Below are 15,733 nucleotides of genomic sequence, written 5' to 3' on the forward strand. Positions count from 1 at the left end.
TCAACGGTCACAGTATAAAATCCTCAAAACGTGTGGGCAATCGGGTTTCCATCTTAGATTTCATGGAGATCTGATTGGAACGGAAGGTACGAGACTCCTGCGGGAATACGCGTCCAAGGGAGACCCCGCAGGCGCAAAGCGCCGAGGAGGCTCCCCGGACCGCCCGCGGAAAGCGAGTGCCTGGAGAGGAAATCAACGGTCAAATTTTAAACCTAAAACAACTGTTGACTCCAAATATTTTTCTGGAGTTTTTTTATAGACTCTCTAGTCTGAAGTTGAAACCAAACTCAAACCTTCGCACTAAATATAAAACTCTAAGAACCGATATAAAAAGTAAAGAAATCATATTGGGGGCCATTTAGATGCTGGAGAGTTTGTCCACGAATATTCTTTCCTCACAACTTAGAACAGCAATCTCGGAAGGAATCAGTTCTTATTATCAGCGTGAAATGAATACACTTGCCTATTCGGAACAAAGAGTGGAATCTACTGTTGAGCCTTCACAAGAAAAGGTGCGGGAAATGGTGGATAGTTTGAACACCTTCCTGAATCCGACACATACGGCCGTTCGTTTTGAATATCATGAGAAGCTGAATGAGTACTATGTCAAGGTAGTGGATGACGTGACGGATGAGACGATCAGGGAAATTCCCCCGAAGAAGTTATTGGATTTCTATGCGGCAATGACAGAGTTTGTCGGCATAATGGTGGATGAAAAAATATAAGCGGGTGATCAATTTTGGTACGAATCAGTGGTTTAGCAAGCGGGATGGACATTGATGAATTAGTTAAGAGCATGATGCAGGCAGAACGGGTGCCGTTGGATAAACTGACACAGAAAAAGCAGTATTCCGAGTGGCAGCGGGATGATTACCGTTCGATGAATACAGCTTTATCAGAATTGGATACGCTTATTCGTGATGGTATTGGAAAGCAGTCTTCCTTCATTAAAAAGAAGGTGACGGTATCGAATCCAGATGCTGTATCAGTGAAAAATGTGAATTCGACCAGTGATTTTTCCGGGAATATAAAAGTGAATGGACTTGCCAAGGCGGCAACCATGACAAGTACGGAAAAAACAGCTGTTACCGACCCCAAAAAGAAACTATCGGAATTGGGTATCACGACTCCCCAAGATATTACGATACTGACCATCAATAAGGATGGCGGTTTTGATACGGAAGTAAAAGATGGAGCAACAGTGGAAAAACCGTATACACTTACCCTTAATGCGGACGATACGTTAGAAAGTGTCATAAATAAAATTAATGCTAACTCGGGAGTGACTCTATTTTTCGATGAGACGTACCAGAAATTTTCCATCACTGCTAAAAATACCGGTGATGCAAAAGATCGGCCTGAAATTGAGTTAGGGGGTACTGGAGATTTCTTCAATGTGCTAAAAATGAGCAGTAACAATGAAGGGGCTGGCGGCTCAAAAGGGGAAAATGCGTCCATTGTTTATAATGGACTGGAAATTTCCCGGCCTTCGAATACGTTTCAGATTAATGGAGCGGAAATAACGGTAAAGCAAAAAACGACGGATACAGTCACATTCTCATCAACAGCTGATGTCGATGCTATCCTGGACACGATCACTCAGTTTGTGAATAAATACAATGAAGCCATTAAAAAGGTTCAAGATAAAACGGGTGAAGCGAAATATCGCTCCTTTACCCCGCTTACCTCTGAGCAAAAAAAGGCAATGACAGAGGATGAAGTGAAGCTGTGGGAAGAAAAAGCGAAGAGCGGAACGTTAAAAAGCGATTCGACCTTAAAAAGTCTCCTGACCACAATGAGGTCATCCCTATACACTTCGGTGGATGGAATCACTGGAAAAAACAATCTCAGCAGTTTGGGAATCACCACCACCAAGAATTATTTGGAAGGCGGTAAATTAACGATTGATGAGGACAAGCTCCGGGCAGCCATTAGTGAGGATCCGAATGCGATCTATGATATGTTCATGGCCAATGGGGCGGAAAAGAGCGACAAAGGACTCGCACGCCGGTTAAGGGATGATATAGAATCATCCATGAAGGCGATTACTGAAAAAGCCGGGAAGGCCGGATATGTTAATAACAATTTTACAATCGGAAAATTGGTTGATGGACTGGATAAGAAGATTTCAACATTTGAAGCCAAGTTAACGAAATTGGAATCGCGCTATTACAACCAGTTCACGGCGATGGAAAAAGCGATTCAAAAGGCAAACAGCCAAAGTGCATCGTTAGCTTCTTATTTTAGTTAAGGTATGTCGGAAAGGAAGTTCAATATGGCAATGAATAATCCATATCAATCGTATCAGCAAAATTCAGTCAATACAGCATCACCGGGAGAGCTTACATTAATGCTTTATAATGGCTGTTTGAAGTTCATCATGCTTGGGAAGAAAGCCATTGAAGCAGGAAATATCGAGGTGAAGAATACGAACATCATCAAGGCGCAAACTATTATCCGTGAATTGATGGTGACGCTGAATATGGATGCGGATGTATCCAAAGATATGATGAGTCTGTATGATTTCATGAACCGGCGTCTGATCGAAGCGAATCTGAAAAATGACGTTTCTGCTTTGGAAGAAGTGGAAGGACTTGTTACGGAGTTCCGGAATACGTGGAAGGAAGTAATCCAGATCAACCGGAAAAAACAATTCACCCAAAGCGGTCAAGTGTAATGGTGACTAGAGCCTTTCATGATTTGACTGCTGAATTACTTGCCGTACTGGAAGATCGCACGATTACAGAGCGTGATGTTAAAATAGAAAGGGTTACAAAGCTGATTGATCAGCGGGATGGACTCCTTTCTCAAATCAAACCTCCTTTTACTGCTGAAGAGCAGCAGCTGGGACGTGCAGTCCTGTTGCTCAACCAACAGGTCGATCACTTGCTGAAGCTCCAAAAGCAGGAGATAAAGCGAGATATCCAGGAAATGAATAAGAAGAAAAAATCTTCCAATAAATACACGAATCCGTATGAAAGTCTATCAGTGGATGGCGTGTTCTATGATAAAAGAAATTGATTTCCTTACCTTTTGGAGTCCAAACGGTTTTTATGTTAAATATTTTTAAATTTTCTGTAAATAAAATAGGCTTAATTTTTTCTTTCTAGCATAGCATTTGATATAATGAAGCTAGGGCAGACATCAACCCTTTTCAAACCTTCCGACAATTGTTTCATTATTTCGACATATTTCATGATGTGTTTCTAAAAGGAACCGGAGGGGTATTGTAGAATCTAACTGTATAGTCTTAATTTAAGGAGGACTCACTTTATGAATTACAACGTACGCGGTGAAAACATTGAGGTAACTCCAGCAATTCGAGAATACGTCGAAAAGAAAATTGGCAAGTTAGAACGATATTTTAACAATACACCAGATGCAAATGTGTTAGTCAATTTAAAAGTGAACAATAATACATCAAAGGTCGAAGTGACGATTCCCATGCAGAATTTGGTTCTTCGCGCTGAAGAGGAAAATGCGGATATGTATGCTGCCATTGACTTGATCAATGATAAGCTTGAACGCCAAATTCGTAAACATAAAACGAAGGTCAATCGGAAGTTCCGAAACAATCTATCGACTACACCCGATGCATTCGCCTTCAATACGGAAGCTGACGAAGTGGTGGATGAATTCGAAGACGATAATGATATTGAAGTGGTCCGCAATAAACGCTTTGATTTAAAGCCAATGGACAGTGAAGAAGCGATTTTACAAATGAATATGCTTGGTCACAGTTTCTTCGTTTACACGAATGCGGATACTAATACAACAAACGTAGTGTACCGCCGAAAAGATGGACGCTATGGATTGATTGAACCTAGTTAATTATAATTCTAAGATTAAAAGCACAGCCCAGCCTCTGGGTTGTGCTTTTTTGCATGTTGATAGAATCCGTTTGAAACGTAAAAAATGATTGCTTCTTTTGTTCTCTAAAACACACGAAAGTTCACTTAAGAGAGCACTATTTGTTCTTCATTAAGATAAATAGTTAATTTTACCTATCCAAATACCCCTATCTTTTGCACTATACTCGAATTGTTAGTTCTTTAAAAAGAACAACCAGTGTAGAAAACAATTTGATCAAGTTGCAGAGGGGGTTGGATTATTTGTATCGAAAGAATTGCCATACATGCCATAGGGCTTCTTTTAGCAGTGCGGAATATGGAAAGTGGCTTTGCCCGACCTGCGGTGAGGATTTAACTGCGCAAAAAGCCCACGATGCACATACAATCGAGAGAATCAATACACCCCAACGAAATTTTAAGCAGAGTAATATTTACTATTATACAAGAAAACGAAATTGAATTAGTCTATGAAAAATCACCTGAACTTAAAATTTTCTTAATATTGTAATATTTTGTCGGATGAAAGTTTTTGCATTTATGTGGATTACCGACATAAAATAGCAATATATGGAGTGCGTATCCGTTATAATATGATTATAGGTAATGTATTTGGTAATAAATACCACGACAAAGGCAAACTCCTTGAAAAATGAGGGCGCAAAGGCACAGGTCTAAGGTCCTTGTGACTATGATGGCTGGTCTGCCTGAAATACAAGAGTATTTTAGGAGGTAGAAGAGGTGGCTAATGTGGAAATGGATCAAGAGTGGGTGAAATTGATTTCTGAAGCAAGAAGCTTGGGTTTCAAAAAAGAGGAAATCATTGCTTTTTTAAAACGGGAAAGTCTTGAGGCAACATTTGAGGAGAACGATGGAAAATAGGTTCCGAACAAATTCAAGAACATCCCTATAAACAGTGGTTCGATTCATTAACTGTTTATAGGGTTTATTCTTCCTTGGGATTCTTGAGAGTTTAGCTTATTCAAACTGTATTCTTCAGGCTTATGTAGGTAAACTAGTGCACTACCACTCTACTCTTCTTTATCTTTTCTCCATTTATTAAACTCGATGAATTCCCTGAATTGTTGTTTTGAGACACCCGAATTCATGGCTTCCTCAACGATTTTCATCCAGTCATTGTCCAAGGTTTCCTTATTTGGTGCATCGTAAAGCAGGGCATCAACAGGGATGTTAAGTACGGAGGAGATTTTTTCAAGAAATTGAATAGAAGGATTCGTTTGTAAGTTCCGCTCGAGCGAACTTAAATAAGACTTTGCAACACCTGCTTTATCGGCAAGTTCAGTCATCGACATTTTCTTTTCTTCTCGCAGTTTTTTTACACGTTCACCAATCATCAATACCACCTCGAAACATGTTCTATTTATCTTCCGCTAATAAGTTTCGGCAGCCCACCTTATCATTCAAAACATGACGCCTGTAAGGTTGGATTACCTTGACATGCTATCTCTAGAGAGGACACAGCATCTAGTGATGGAAGGTTGTGGATAATTCACATTTGCATATGGAATAGTGGGGAGTTTGCAACATATTTTTTATACTTCCTTCTATTTTAACAGTTTTACTCCTCATTTATCCATTGTTTTTCGCAAGAATTGCATTCAGGTCTATACCAGGGAAGTGACATGAAGTTGTACCTCTATGACAGAAGTGGTAAAATTAAGCGTGCATTAGTAATAATAGAAGGTGTGTTTCTTCTTACTTATATGAATTTTGTCATTGAACGATCATTACCATAATAGAGGAGCGTTATTGAATGCTTAATATATTAAATAAAGTTTTTGATCCGAATAAGCGAGAAATCAAACGTTTAGAAAAAATCGCCGATCAGGTCGAAGCGCTGGCTGATGAGACTGCTGCGCTATCGGATGAACAGTTGCGTTCCAAAACGGATGAGTTTAAAGAGCGTTATCAAAATGGGGAAACCGTTGATGATTTGCTTGTAGAGGCTTTTGCGGTTGCGCGTGAAGGGGCAAAGCGTGCTCTGGGCTTATATCCTTACCGTGTTCAGATCATGGGTGGGGCATCCCTTCATGATGGAAATATCTCCGAGATGAAAACAGGGGAAGGTAAAACCTTAACATCCACGATGCCGGTTTATTTAAACGCGCTTACCGGTAAAGGTGTACATGTCGTTACTGTCAATGAATACTTGGCACACCGTGATGCCACCGAAATGGGTGTATTGTATGATTTCCTCGGTTTGACCGTCGGGTTGAATTTGAACAGTCATTCTAAAGAAGAAAAGCAGGCAGCGTATAATGCCGACATTACGTACAGTACGAATAATGAGTTAGGTTTTGATTATCTTCGTGACAATATGGTGTTATATAAAGAACAAATGGTACAGCGTCCGCTGCACTTCGCTGTCATCGATGAGGTCGATTCGATTTTGATTGATGAGGCGAGAACGCCATTGATCATTTCCGGTTCGGCACAGAAATCGGCTCAGCTTTATATCCAGGCCAATGCGTTTGTTAGAACCTTAAAGAAAGATACGGACTACACATATGATGAGAAGACAAAAGGTGTTCAGCTGACGGAAGATGGGATGAATCGAGCTGAAAAAGCGTTTAATATCGATAATTTATTCGATATTAGTCACGTTACTTTGAATCATCATATCAATCAGGCTTTAAAGGCTCATGTTTCCATGCATTTGGATGTGGATTATGTCGTCCAGGAAGGCGAGATAGTCATCGTTGACCAATTCACTGGCCGTTTAATGAAAGGCCGCCGTTACAGTGAAGGTCTCCACCAGGCGATCGAAGCGAAAGAAGGACTTGAAATCCAAAATGAAAGCATGACTCTTGCGACGATTACATTCCAGAACTATTTCAGGATGTATGAAAAGCTTTCAGGTATGACCGGTACAGCCAAAACGGAAGAAGAGGAATTCCGCAATATTTATAATATGAATGTCATAGCGATCCCGACAAACAGGAATATCATCAGGGATGACAGGGCAGATCTCATATATGCGACAACTGATGGGAAATTCAAGGCTGTTGTGGAAGACATCGCCGAACGTTATACAAAGGGTCAGCCTGTGCTTGTCGGTACGGTTGCCATCGAAACATCTGAGGTCATTTCTGCCTATTTATCCAAAAAAGGAATCCCTCACGATGTTTTGAATGCCAAGAACCATGAGCGTGAAGCGGAAATCATTGCGAATGCAGGTAATCAAGGCTCAGTAACGATCGCTACGAACATGGCAGGGCGCGGTACGGATATCAAGCTTGGTGAAGGTGTCAAGGAGCTTGGGGGCCTTGCTGTCATCGGCACGGAACGTCATGAAAGCAGGCGTATAGATAACCAGCTGCGTGGCCGGTCCGGCCGTCAGGGAGATCCAGGGGTCACTCAATTCTATTTATCAATGGAAGATGAATTGATGCGCCGCTTCGGTTCGGATAACATGAAAAACATGATGGCACGCCTAGGTATGGATGATTCCCAGCCAATTCAAAGTAAAATGGTGACAAGGGCCGTTGAATCCGCACAGAAACGGGTCGAAGGCAATAACTTCGATTCACGTAAGCAATTACTGCAGTATGATGATGTTCTCCGTCAACAACGGGAAATTATCTATAAACAGCGTTTCGATGTCATGGAAAGTGAAAACTTACGTGAAATCGTCGAAACGATGATCACGGCATCCATCCAGCGAAATGTTGTCGCGTTTGCACCAATGGGCGATGAGGAAGGCTGGAATTTACAAGGCCTTGTCGATTACCTGAATGGTAACCTATTCAATGAAGGTTCAATCACTGTGGCTGATTTGGAAGGGAAAAACGAATCGGAATTGGTTGAGTTCATTTTAGCCAAAGTGAAAGAAGGCTATGACCAAAAAGAAGAAGAGCTATCTGAAGAACAAATGCGTGAATTCGAAAAAGTAATCGTTCTTCGTGCAGTCGATAGTAAGTGGATGGACCATATTGATGCAATGGAGCAACTGCGCCAAGGGATCCACCTTCGTGCTTATGGCCAGATCGATCCTTTACGTGAATATCAATCTGAAGGTTTTGCGATGTTTGAAGCCATGATTGCTTCAATGGAAGATGAAGTCGCGAAATACATCATGAAGGCTGAAATTCGCAACAATTTGGAACGCACGGAAGTCATAAAAGGACAAGCGGTCAATCCGAAGGAAGAAGACGGGGGAAAAGTTAAAAAAGCCCCTGCCCGTAAAAAGGAAGACGTTGGCAGAAACGCGTTATGCCCATGCGGCAGCGGTAAAAAATATAAGAATTGCCATGGCAATTTAGGCTAAAGTTAGGTGTATAATGAAGATGAGACGGTTAAGTCCAAGGCTAGCCGCCTCTTTTCATGTTTAGTTTGCATATAGTTTGAAGAGGTTTATTTGTAATGAAGGGAATCCCTCTTCAGGGATTTTTTTTAACATACTTAATGAGGTGAAGAGAAATGGAATTAGCAGAAATAAGAAATGAACTTGAACGGACAGCGCAACGATTAACGGACTTTAGGGGGTCTCTTTGACTTAGATGAAAAAGAGGCACGAATCGCACAGCTGGAAAATGAGATGACACATCCCGATTTTTGGAATGATCAGCAAAAAGCACAAACTGTCATCAATGAAACGAATGCTTTGAAAGAACAAGTCAATCAATTGTCCGACCTGAATGAATCATATGAAAATCTGGATTTGACATATGAATTAGTGAAAGAGGAGAATGATCAAGAACTTTTAGCGGAGCTGGAAGAAGAAATCACGGTTCTTGCACAAAAGATGAATGACTTTGAACTTCAACTTTTATTAAGTGAAGAATATGACTCGAAAAATGCCATTCTTGAACTGCATCCCGGTGCAGGCGGTACGGAGTCCCAGGATTGGGGTTCCATGCTGTTGCGCATGTATACAAGATGGGGTGAAAAAAGAGGCTTTAAAGTGGAAACCCTTGATTACCTTCCAGGTGATGAAGCTGGGATCAAGAGTGTCACTTTAATTTTCAAAGGCCATAACGCCTATGGTTATTTGAAAGCGGAAAAAGGGGTACACCGTCTTGTCCGTATTTCTCCTTTCGATTCCTCAGGACGACGCCACACTTCATTCGTTTCATGTGAAGTCATGCCGGAATTCGATGAGACGATCAATATAGAAGTACGTACGGAAGATTTGAAAATTGATACGTACCGGGCAAGTGGTGCAGGTGGTCAGCATATCAATACAACGGACTCAGCGGTCCGGATCACCCATTTACCTACGAACACCGTGGTAACGTGCCAAAACGAGAGATCTCAAATCAAAAACAAGGCCCAGGCCATGAATATGCTGAAAGCCAAATTGTATCAACGTGAAATTGAACAGCAACAAGCGGAATTGGATGAAATCCGCGGGGAGCAAAAGGAAATTGGCTGGGGAAGCCAAATTCGTTCTTATGTTTTCCATCCGTATTCCATGGTTAAAGATCACCGTACCAGTGCAGAGACCGGAAACTTGGGAGCTGTCATGGATGGGGATATCGATATGTTCATTGATGCGTACTTGCGCTCAAAATTATAAGATCAGCCAGTCGGACCGGTCTCTCCGGTCCGGCTTTTTTTATGATTTCCTATTTAACGAATCTTCTGGCTGACATTTACAGGATTATAAAGGGATGCTCTACCTCGTTCGGCCAATACTAGATATAATGATGGTTCGAGGAGACTTATGCAAAATGAAGAGAAGATACCGGGAGCAGAGGCACCCTTTCATTCAAAAGTTAACGGAGTATGGATTGGTGATTGTCGGTTCGTCCATAATTGCCATTGGTTTTAATGTGTTTTTACTGCCTAACCAGGTCGCATCCGGAGGGGTCAGCGGGATTAGCACGATTCTCGATTCAACTCTCGGTTGGGAGCCGGCTTATGTTCTTTGGGGTTTTAATATCCCTTTGTTCATCGCGGGGCTTATTGTCCTCGGAAGGCATTTCGGAGCCAAAAGCCTGATTGGAACCTTGTTTCTGCCTTTAGTGGTATTTCTGACAAAGGATTGGGAGGCATGGACGAATGATGCATTGCTTGGTTCTATTTGCGGGGGGATGATGGTCGGGCTTGGGCTGGGGATCGTCTTTCGCGGCAAGGGTTCCACAGGGGGGACCGATTTGGCGGCACAGATTTTCCATAAGTATACCCATCTGTCATTGGGGACCTGTGTGGCTGTCATTGATGGAATCATCGTTTTAAGTGCTGCCATCGTTTTTGATATTGAAAAAGGCCTTTATGCATTGATTGGACTATATGTGACAAGCAAGACGATCGACCTCGTCCAGATTGGATTGAACCGTTCGAAGATGTCACTGATCATCACGAATAAAGAAATGGAAGTAAGGGATGCTATCATACATGAGCTGGACCGGGGTGTAACAGGCATCTCCGGGTATGGCGGCTATACGGATGATACTCGACCAATTTTGATGTGCGTAATAGACAAGTCGGAATTCACCAAATTGAAACAATTGGTGAAACTCGTTGACCCTAAAGCGTTTGTAATTGTAATGGACGCATCGGAGGTACTTGGGGAGGGTTTTAAACTGGATTGAAATTGGTATAATGTTCTTGTGCTGGTATAAATCAGAGGGGGTAAGTTCAATGAAAATGAAGTGGTTAGCTTTAGTTCTGGGTACTTCTTTGGCCTTGGCTGCATGCGGTGGGAACGATGATGCTGCAGATAAAGAGCCTGCAAGTGAAAATAACGAAACGACTACGGCAGGTGCCGGTGATGCCGCAAAAATTTATGAAAACAAATGTTCAAGCTGCCATGCAGTGAATCTTGAAGGCGGCGTGGGACCGAACTTGACGAAGGTAGGCTCCAAGCTATCAAAAGAAGACATTGAAAAAGTCATTGCCAATGGTCAAGGCGGAATGCCAAAAGGTATAATCAAGGGCAAGGAAGCGAGCATGGTCGCTGAATGGCTTGCTGAACATAAATAATGATTAATGAAACGTTCTGCTTAGCGGGACGTTTCATTTAGCCTCCATTAAACCCTCGAAACAACTCACGATCAACCCCTTATCAAGCAATCAAAATCCTGGAATTATTACATAGATGTTGATATATGTCTAACTGAAATGAAACTGTAATATTTTTTATGCTTAATTTGACAAAATATGATGTTATAATGTTTCTGTGCTCAAGTAAGAGAGATTCCTGTCAGATTTCAGTGAAAATTGTCGAAAAGCTGTAGATACATAGTGATAATCCAAGCAAATTAGGTGGTTTTAGAATGATAGAAATGATAGATGTGAAAAAGACATATCCAAATGGCGTAATTGCCATTAATGGTATCAATGTGAAAATAAAGCCAGGCGAATTCGTTTATGTAGTGGGTCCGAGCGGTGCCGGAAAATCGACCTTCATCAAAATGATGTATAGGGAAGAAAAGCCTACAAGCGGTAATATCTTGGTCAATGGAGTAAGCCTGCCAAGTATCCGCAATTCGAAAGTTCCTCTATTCCGCCGTAATATCGGTATGGTATTCCAAGATTTTAAACTCCTTCAAACATTCACTGCATATGAAAATGTTGCTTTTGCCATGGAAGTTATTGAAAAGGAACCAGAAGAAATCAAAAAGAGAGTCATGGAAGTTCTTGATCTGGTTGGCATTAAACATAAAGCGAGAATGCTTCCTTCCGAGTTATCTGGTGGGGAACAGCAAAGGGTTGCAATAGCCCGTTCGATCGTCAATGATCCCAAGGTAGTCATAGCCGACGAGCCTACAGGTAATCTTGATCCCGAAACATCATGGGAAATCATGAACATATTCGAAGAAATTAATAAACGCGGAACTACACTGGTCATGGCCACACATAATAGGGACATCGTCAACAATATTAAACGACGTGTCATTGCCATTGAAAGTGGAAAAATAGTTCGCGATGAACATCGAGGTGATTACGGATATGAAATTTAGAACATTGCTCCGTCACTTCCGTGAAAGTTTTAAAAATATTGGCCGTAATGGATGGATGACGTTTGCTTCAGTCAGTGCAGTAACGGTCACTCTAACTTTGGTTGGCGTCTTTTTAGTGCTCATGATGAATTTAAATCATATCGCGGGAAATGTGGAGAAAGATGTCGAAGTTCGTGCACATATTGATAATGCGGCGAATGATGACGATATAAAAGCTATAGGTAAGCAAATTACGGAGATAAACGGCATCGAATCAGTGATTTTCTCTCCAAAGGATGAAGAGCTTACTAATTTAATAGATGATTTAGGAGATAATGGTGAGGCTTTTAAACCATTTGAACAGGATAACCCATTAAGGGACGTTTATGTTATCAAAACGAAATCTCCGCAAGATGTCATCAAGGTGGCAAAAAAGATCGAAGGTATGGAATATATCCAAAGTGTTAAATATGGACAAGGCTACGTCGAGAAACTATTCAGCTTTGTTAATATTGCTAGAAACATAGGGATCGTTCTTATTGTAGGATTACTATTTACTGCAATGTTCCTGATTTCGAATACGATTAAAATTACCATTGTAGCCAGAAGAAAAGAAATTGAGATCATGAGATTGGTAGGAGCGACGAATACATTCATCCGTTGGCCATTCTTCTTGGAAGGACTTTGGCTGGGAGTCCTCGGTTCCATCATTCCGATAGGACTGATTGCAGTACTCTACTATAATCTTTATAAATATGCAGCACCGCAGATTACGTTCAAATTCATAGATTTCTTGCCTGCAAATCCGTTTATTTATCAAGTATCGGCCATCCTCATCGTAATTGGTGCGGTTATCGGAATATGGGGCAGCTTGATGTCCGTCAGGAAGTTCTTGAAAGTATAAAAGTGTATCTTTACTCGAAAGCCAAAAGTAGCCAGACATAAATAGAGAGACGTTACAAGGCTAGGATGTAACGGGTTGAAAGGGGAAATGAAACGTGAAAAAAAATATCATTGCCATGAATGCCTCCATCATGATCGGGTTGGGAAGCATTCTAGCGGCACCTTCGGTTTATGCTGAGTCTATTTCGGATTTAGAAAAACAGAAAGAATCCATCCAGGAAAAACGTTCAGGTGTTGAATCGAATATTTCCGACACGGAAAAGAAAATCGATAGCCTGCAGGATAAGCAAATGACAGCAGAAGACCAAATCGCTGCCATTGAAGCGAAAATCGCAGAGTCCGCAAAAAAAATCGATGCTAAAAATGCTGAGATTACACAAACGAAAAAAGAAATCGAGGCATTGAAAGAAGAGATTAAAATATTAAAAGAGCGAATCGCCAAACGTAATGAAGTATTGAAGGAAAGGGCACTTTCTTTCCAGGAGACTGGCGGGGACGTGAACTACCTTGAAGTATTATTCGGATCATCCAGTTTTGGGGATTTAGTTGACCGTGTCGGAGCTGTAGCGACAATCGCTGAAGCCGACCGCGATATTTTAAAGCAGCATGAGCTGGATAAAAAGGATCTGGAAGAAAAGCAAAAAGCTGTTGAAACGAAGCTTGCCAGTTTAGAAGTGGCAAAAGCTGAACTATTGGAAATTCAAAAGCAACAAAAACAGCAGAAGCAAGAAAAGGATGCATTGGTTAAAAAATTAAAGCAACAAACCGAAAAGCATGAACATGAGAAGATGGGTCTAGAGGAAGAAAAAGCGAATCTTGCCGCTCAAGAAAAAGCCATCAAATCAGCCATCAGCTTAGAACATCAACGTCTTGCTGAATTGGAAGCAGCTCGTAAAAAAGCGGCAGCCGAAGCGAAAAAACGTGCAGAGCAAGAAGCGGCACAAGCGGCTGCACAAGCAGCATCACAAGCAGCATCACAAGCATCTGAATCAAAAAAACAATCCACTTCTTCAGGATATAGTGCAAAAAGCAACAGTTCATCATCATCTTCACCGGCTTCGTCTAATGTAAGTCAAGCGCCAGCCGTATCATCGGGTACTTTCACTAGACCTAGTGCAGGATATGTATCTTCAACAATGGGTGAACGTTGGAATAAACAGCATGCCGGCATCGATATCGCTGCTAGCGGAACGGTTCCAATTGTAGCTGCAGCCGACGGAGTCGTAAGCCGTTCTTACTTCTCAAGTTCATACGGTAACGTCATCTTCGTTACCCATTCGATCGGCGGTCAGCAATGGACTACTGTGTATGCACACTTAAGTTCTAGACAAGCAAGCGAAGGTGCTGTAGTTGCCAAAGGTCAACAAATTGGCATCATGGGTAACACAGGACATTCATATGGTCAGCATTTACACTTTGAACTACATAAAGGACCATGGAATTATAGCAAGTCAAATGCTGTTAATCCATTAAACTATATACCTAATTAATACCCAATATATCAAATGAAAAACAGACCAGGATAAATTCCTGGTCTGTTTTTTTATGTGGTTTTCTATAAGCATATTCTTTCCATTACGCTCATATAGTGAAATACATATCAGGTCAGAAATGGGGATAAATATGGTCAAAAAATGGGTGCTTCCTCTAGTAATCATCATGTCACTTGCCATTGGAGCAGTCGGGGGCATATATTGGACAAGCCTTCCGGCCAAGAATGAAGCAAAGGATGAAAGCCAAGAAATACCGAAGGATAAGGAATGGGCAAAAGTGGAACAAGCTTACGGCTTGATCGTAAGTCAGTATGTAGAACAGGTGGACGGCTCCAACCTGGTGGAGGGTGCCATCCAAGGCATGCTGTCAGCGCTGAAAGATCCTTATTCCGTATATATGGACAAGGAGACCGCTAAGCAATTCAATGAAACCCTGGACTCCTCTTTTGAAGGGATCGGGACTGAAATCGGAATGGAAGATGGTAAGGTCATAATTGTTTCTCCTTACAAAGACTCGCCTGCTGAAAAAGCTGGATTAAAGCCGAAAGATCAAATCCTCAAGGTGAATGGTGAAAGTGTAGAAGGGTTGGATCTGTATGAAACACGCCTGAAAATCCGCGGCGAAAAAGGGTCACCCGTCAAAATGGAAATAAAGCGGGCAGGGATTGATAATCCACTTGAATTCAATATGGTGCGTGCCGAAATTCCATTGGATACCGTATTTTCATCAATTAAGGAAGTCGGCGGAGAACAAATCGGTTATATCGAGTTGACCACATTCTCGGAAAATACTGCAAGTGATTTCAAAAAGCAGATGAAGAAGCTGGAAAAGACGGGAATCAAGGGCTTGGTCATAGATGTACGCGGCAATCCAGGCGGCCTTCTTTCCAGTGTGGAAACGATTCTTGGCGAGTTCATCACAAAAGACAAGCCCTATTTGCAAATTGCAGAAAGAACGGGGGAAACACAATCGTTTTTCACAAGTCTAAAGAAAGCAAAAAGTTATCCCATTGCCGTCTTGACGGATAAAGGCAGCGCCTCAGCCTCGGAAATCCTGGCTGGCGCCATGCAAGAGGCGGGAGGCTATCCATTGGTTGGCGAGAAGACCTTCGGGAAAGGCACAGTACAGCAAGCTGTACCAATGGGTGATGGCAGTAAGATTAAACTTACGTTATATAAGTGGCTGACTCCATCAGGGAACTGGATCCACAAAAAAGGGATCGAACCGACGATCAAAGTCAAACAACCGGAGTATTTTGATGCCCATCAGCTGGCCATTGAGAAGGTGTTGGAGCGGGATATGAATGATGAACAAATCCAGTATGCCCAAAGCATTCTGAAAGGACTCGGATTTGAACCGGGGCGTGAGGATGGATATTTTGATTGGAGTACAGAAATCGCAGTAAAGGCATTCCAGAAACAATTCGGCCTGGATGTGACCGGTAAGATGGATGCTAAAACCGCAGCGCAACTGGAATCCGCCATTCTGGAAAAGATCCAGGATGAAGATAATGATATTCAGTTACGCACGGCTTTGAATTATTTAGTGAAGTAAACTTGTTGGCATCGTTCCCCTTGGAGC

At 41.8% G+C, this 15,733-nt stretch carries 15 protein-coding genes and 1 riboswitch; of the genes, 14 read left to right on the plus strand and 1 reads right to left on the minus strand.

The genetic code is table 11. The features are described from left to right. The first annotated feature begins 362 nt into the window (after nt 1-362). The 6 genes from flaG (at nt 363) to sinI (ending at nt 4,730) form a co-directional block, all read left to right on the plus strand. Nucleotides 363-725 carry a flagellar protein FlaG gene (gene flaG / locus ADA55_RS27755; protein WP_053087395.1) on the plus strand — a complete coding sequence of 121 codons (363 nt, stop codon included), beginning with the start codon at nt 363-365 and terminating at the stop codon, nt 723-725. A gap of 14 nt (nt 726-739) precedes the next feature. Beyond that, nucleotides 740-2,251: a flagellar hook-associated protein 2 gene (locus ADA55_RS11930; RefSeq protein ID WP_082162848.1), complete on the plus strand. Its 1,512-nt coding sequence runs from the start codon at nt 740-742 to the stop codon at nt 2,249-2,251. Nucleotides 2,252-2,275: 24 nt separating this feature from the next. Continuing rightward, the gene (fliS, locus tag ADA55_RS11935; protein ID WP_048684011.1) at nt 2,276-2,677 is read left to right on the plus strand and encodes a flagellar export chaperone FliS; all 402 of its coding nucleotides are present in this window, start codon (nt 2,276-2,278) and stop codon (nt 2,675-2,677) included. Further along, the gene (locus ADA55_RS11940) at nt 2,677-3,021 is read left to right on the plus strand and encodes a hypothetical protein (RefSeq protein WP_048684015.1); all 345 of its coding nucleotides are present in this window, start codon (nt 2,677-2,679) and stop codon (nt 3,019-3,021) included. Before fliS ends, ADA55_RS11940 begins: the two co-directional genes overlap by 1 nt. A gap of 252 nt (nt 3,022-3,273) precedes the next feature. Continuing rightward, the gene (gene hpf, locus ADA55_RS11945) at nt 3,274-3,831 is read left to right on the plus strand and encodes a ribosome hibernation-promoting factor, HPF/YfiA family (RefSeq protein WP_048684017.1); all 558 of its coding nucleotides are present in this window, start codon (nt 3,274-3,276) and stop codon (nt 3,829-3,831) included. A 642-nt stretch (nt 3,832-4,473) separates the two neighbouring features. Further along, nucleotides 4,474-4,559, plus strand: a riboswitch (cyclic di-GMP riboswitch). 30 nt (nt 4,560-4,589) lie between these two features. Next, on the plus strand, nt 4,590-4,730 hold the full coding sequence (sinI, locus tag ADA55_RS28460; protein ID WP_081088491.1) for a DNA-binding anti-repressor SinI: 141 nt from the start codon (nt 4,590-4,592) through the stop codon (nt 4,728-4,730). A 149-nt stretch (nt 4,731-4,879) separates the two neighbouring features. On the opposite strand, the gene ADA55_RS11950 is transcribed toward sinI, so the two are convergent. Further along, complete coding sequence (locus tag ADA55_RS11950; RefSeq protein WP_048684020.1) at nt 4,880-5,203, minus strand: helix-turn-helix domain-containing protein; 324 nt, start codon at nt 5,201-5,203, stop codon at nt 4,880-4,882. A gap of 419 nt (nt 5,204-5,622) precedes the next feature. Here ADA55_RS11950 and secA point away from each other — a divergent pair, with 419 nt between their 5' ends. The 8 genes from secA (at nt 5,623) to ADA55_RS11990 (ending at nt 15,706) form a co-directional block, all read left to right on the plus strand. Then, the gene (gene secA, locus ADA55_RS11955) at nt 5,623-8,136 is read left to right on the plus strand and encodes a preprotein translocase subunit SecA (RefSeq protein WP_048684024.1); all 2,514 of its coding nucleotides are present in this window, start codon (nt 5,623-5,625) and stop codon (nt 8,134-8,136) included. A gap of 152 nt (nt 8,137-8,288) precedes the next feature. Further along, nucleotides 8,289-9,387 (plus strand): peptide chain release factor 2 gene (prfB, locus tag ADA55_RS11960; protein ID WP_223255851.1). Its coding sequence is split into 2 segments (ribosomal slippage): nt 8,289-8,351 and nt 8,353-9,387, totalling 1,098 coding nucleotides; the frame shifts between segments, so codons are not numbered across the junction. A 154-nt stretch (nt 9,388-9,541) separates the two neighbouring features. Further along, on the plus strand, nt 9,542-10,405 hold the full coding sequence (locus tag ADA55_RS11965) for a YitT family protein (protein ID WP_048684055.1): 864 nt from the start codon (nt 9,542-9,544) through the stop codon (nt 10,403-10,405). Nucleotides 10,406-10,454: 49 nt separating this feature from the next. After that, nucleotides 10,455-10,796, plus strand: a complete 342-nt coding sequence (gene cccB / locus ADA55_RS11970; protein WP_048684058.1) for a cytochrome c551 — start codon at nt 10,455-10,457, stop codon at nt 10,794-10,796. 293 nt (nt 10,797-11,089) lie between these two features. Further along, nucleotides 11,090-11,776 carry a cell division ATP-binding protein FtsE gene (gene ftsE / locus ADA55_RS11975; RefSeq protein WP_034309898.1) on the plus strand — a complete coding sequence of 229 codons (687 nt, stop codon included), beginning with the start codon at nt 11,090-11,092 and terminating at the stop codon, nt 11,774-11,776. Beyond that, a complete protein-coding gene (gene ftsX, locus ADA55_RS11980; RefSeq protein ID WP_034309901.1) occupies nt 11,766-12,659 on the plus strand; it encodes a permease-like cell division protein FtsX in 894 nt (297 codons plus the stop codon). Before ftsE ends, ftsX begins: the two co-directional genes overlap by 11 nt. A gap of 94 nt (nt 12,660-12,753) precedes the next feature. Continuing rightward, complete coding sequence (locus tag ADA55_RS11985) at nt 12,754-14,148, plus strand: murein hydrolase activator EnvC family protein (protein ID WP_053087396.1); 1,395 nt, start codon at nt 12,754-12,756, stop codon at nt 14,146-14,148. A gap of 133 nt (nt 14,149-14,281) precedes the next feature. Continuing rightward, nucleotides 14,282-15,706, plus strand: a complete 1,425-nt coding sequence (locus tag ADA55_RS11990) for a S41 family peptidase (RefSeq protein ID WP_048684063.1) — start codon at nt 14,282-14,284, stop codon at nt 15,704-15,706. Nucleotides 15,707-15,733: the final 27 nt, after the last annotated feature.

It is taken from the genome of Bacillus sp. 220_BSPC (genome assembly GCF_001054655.1).
Lineage (GTDB): Bacteria > Bacillota > Bacilli > Bacillales > DSM-1321 > Peribacillus > Peribacillus frigoritolerans.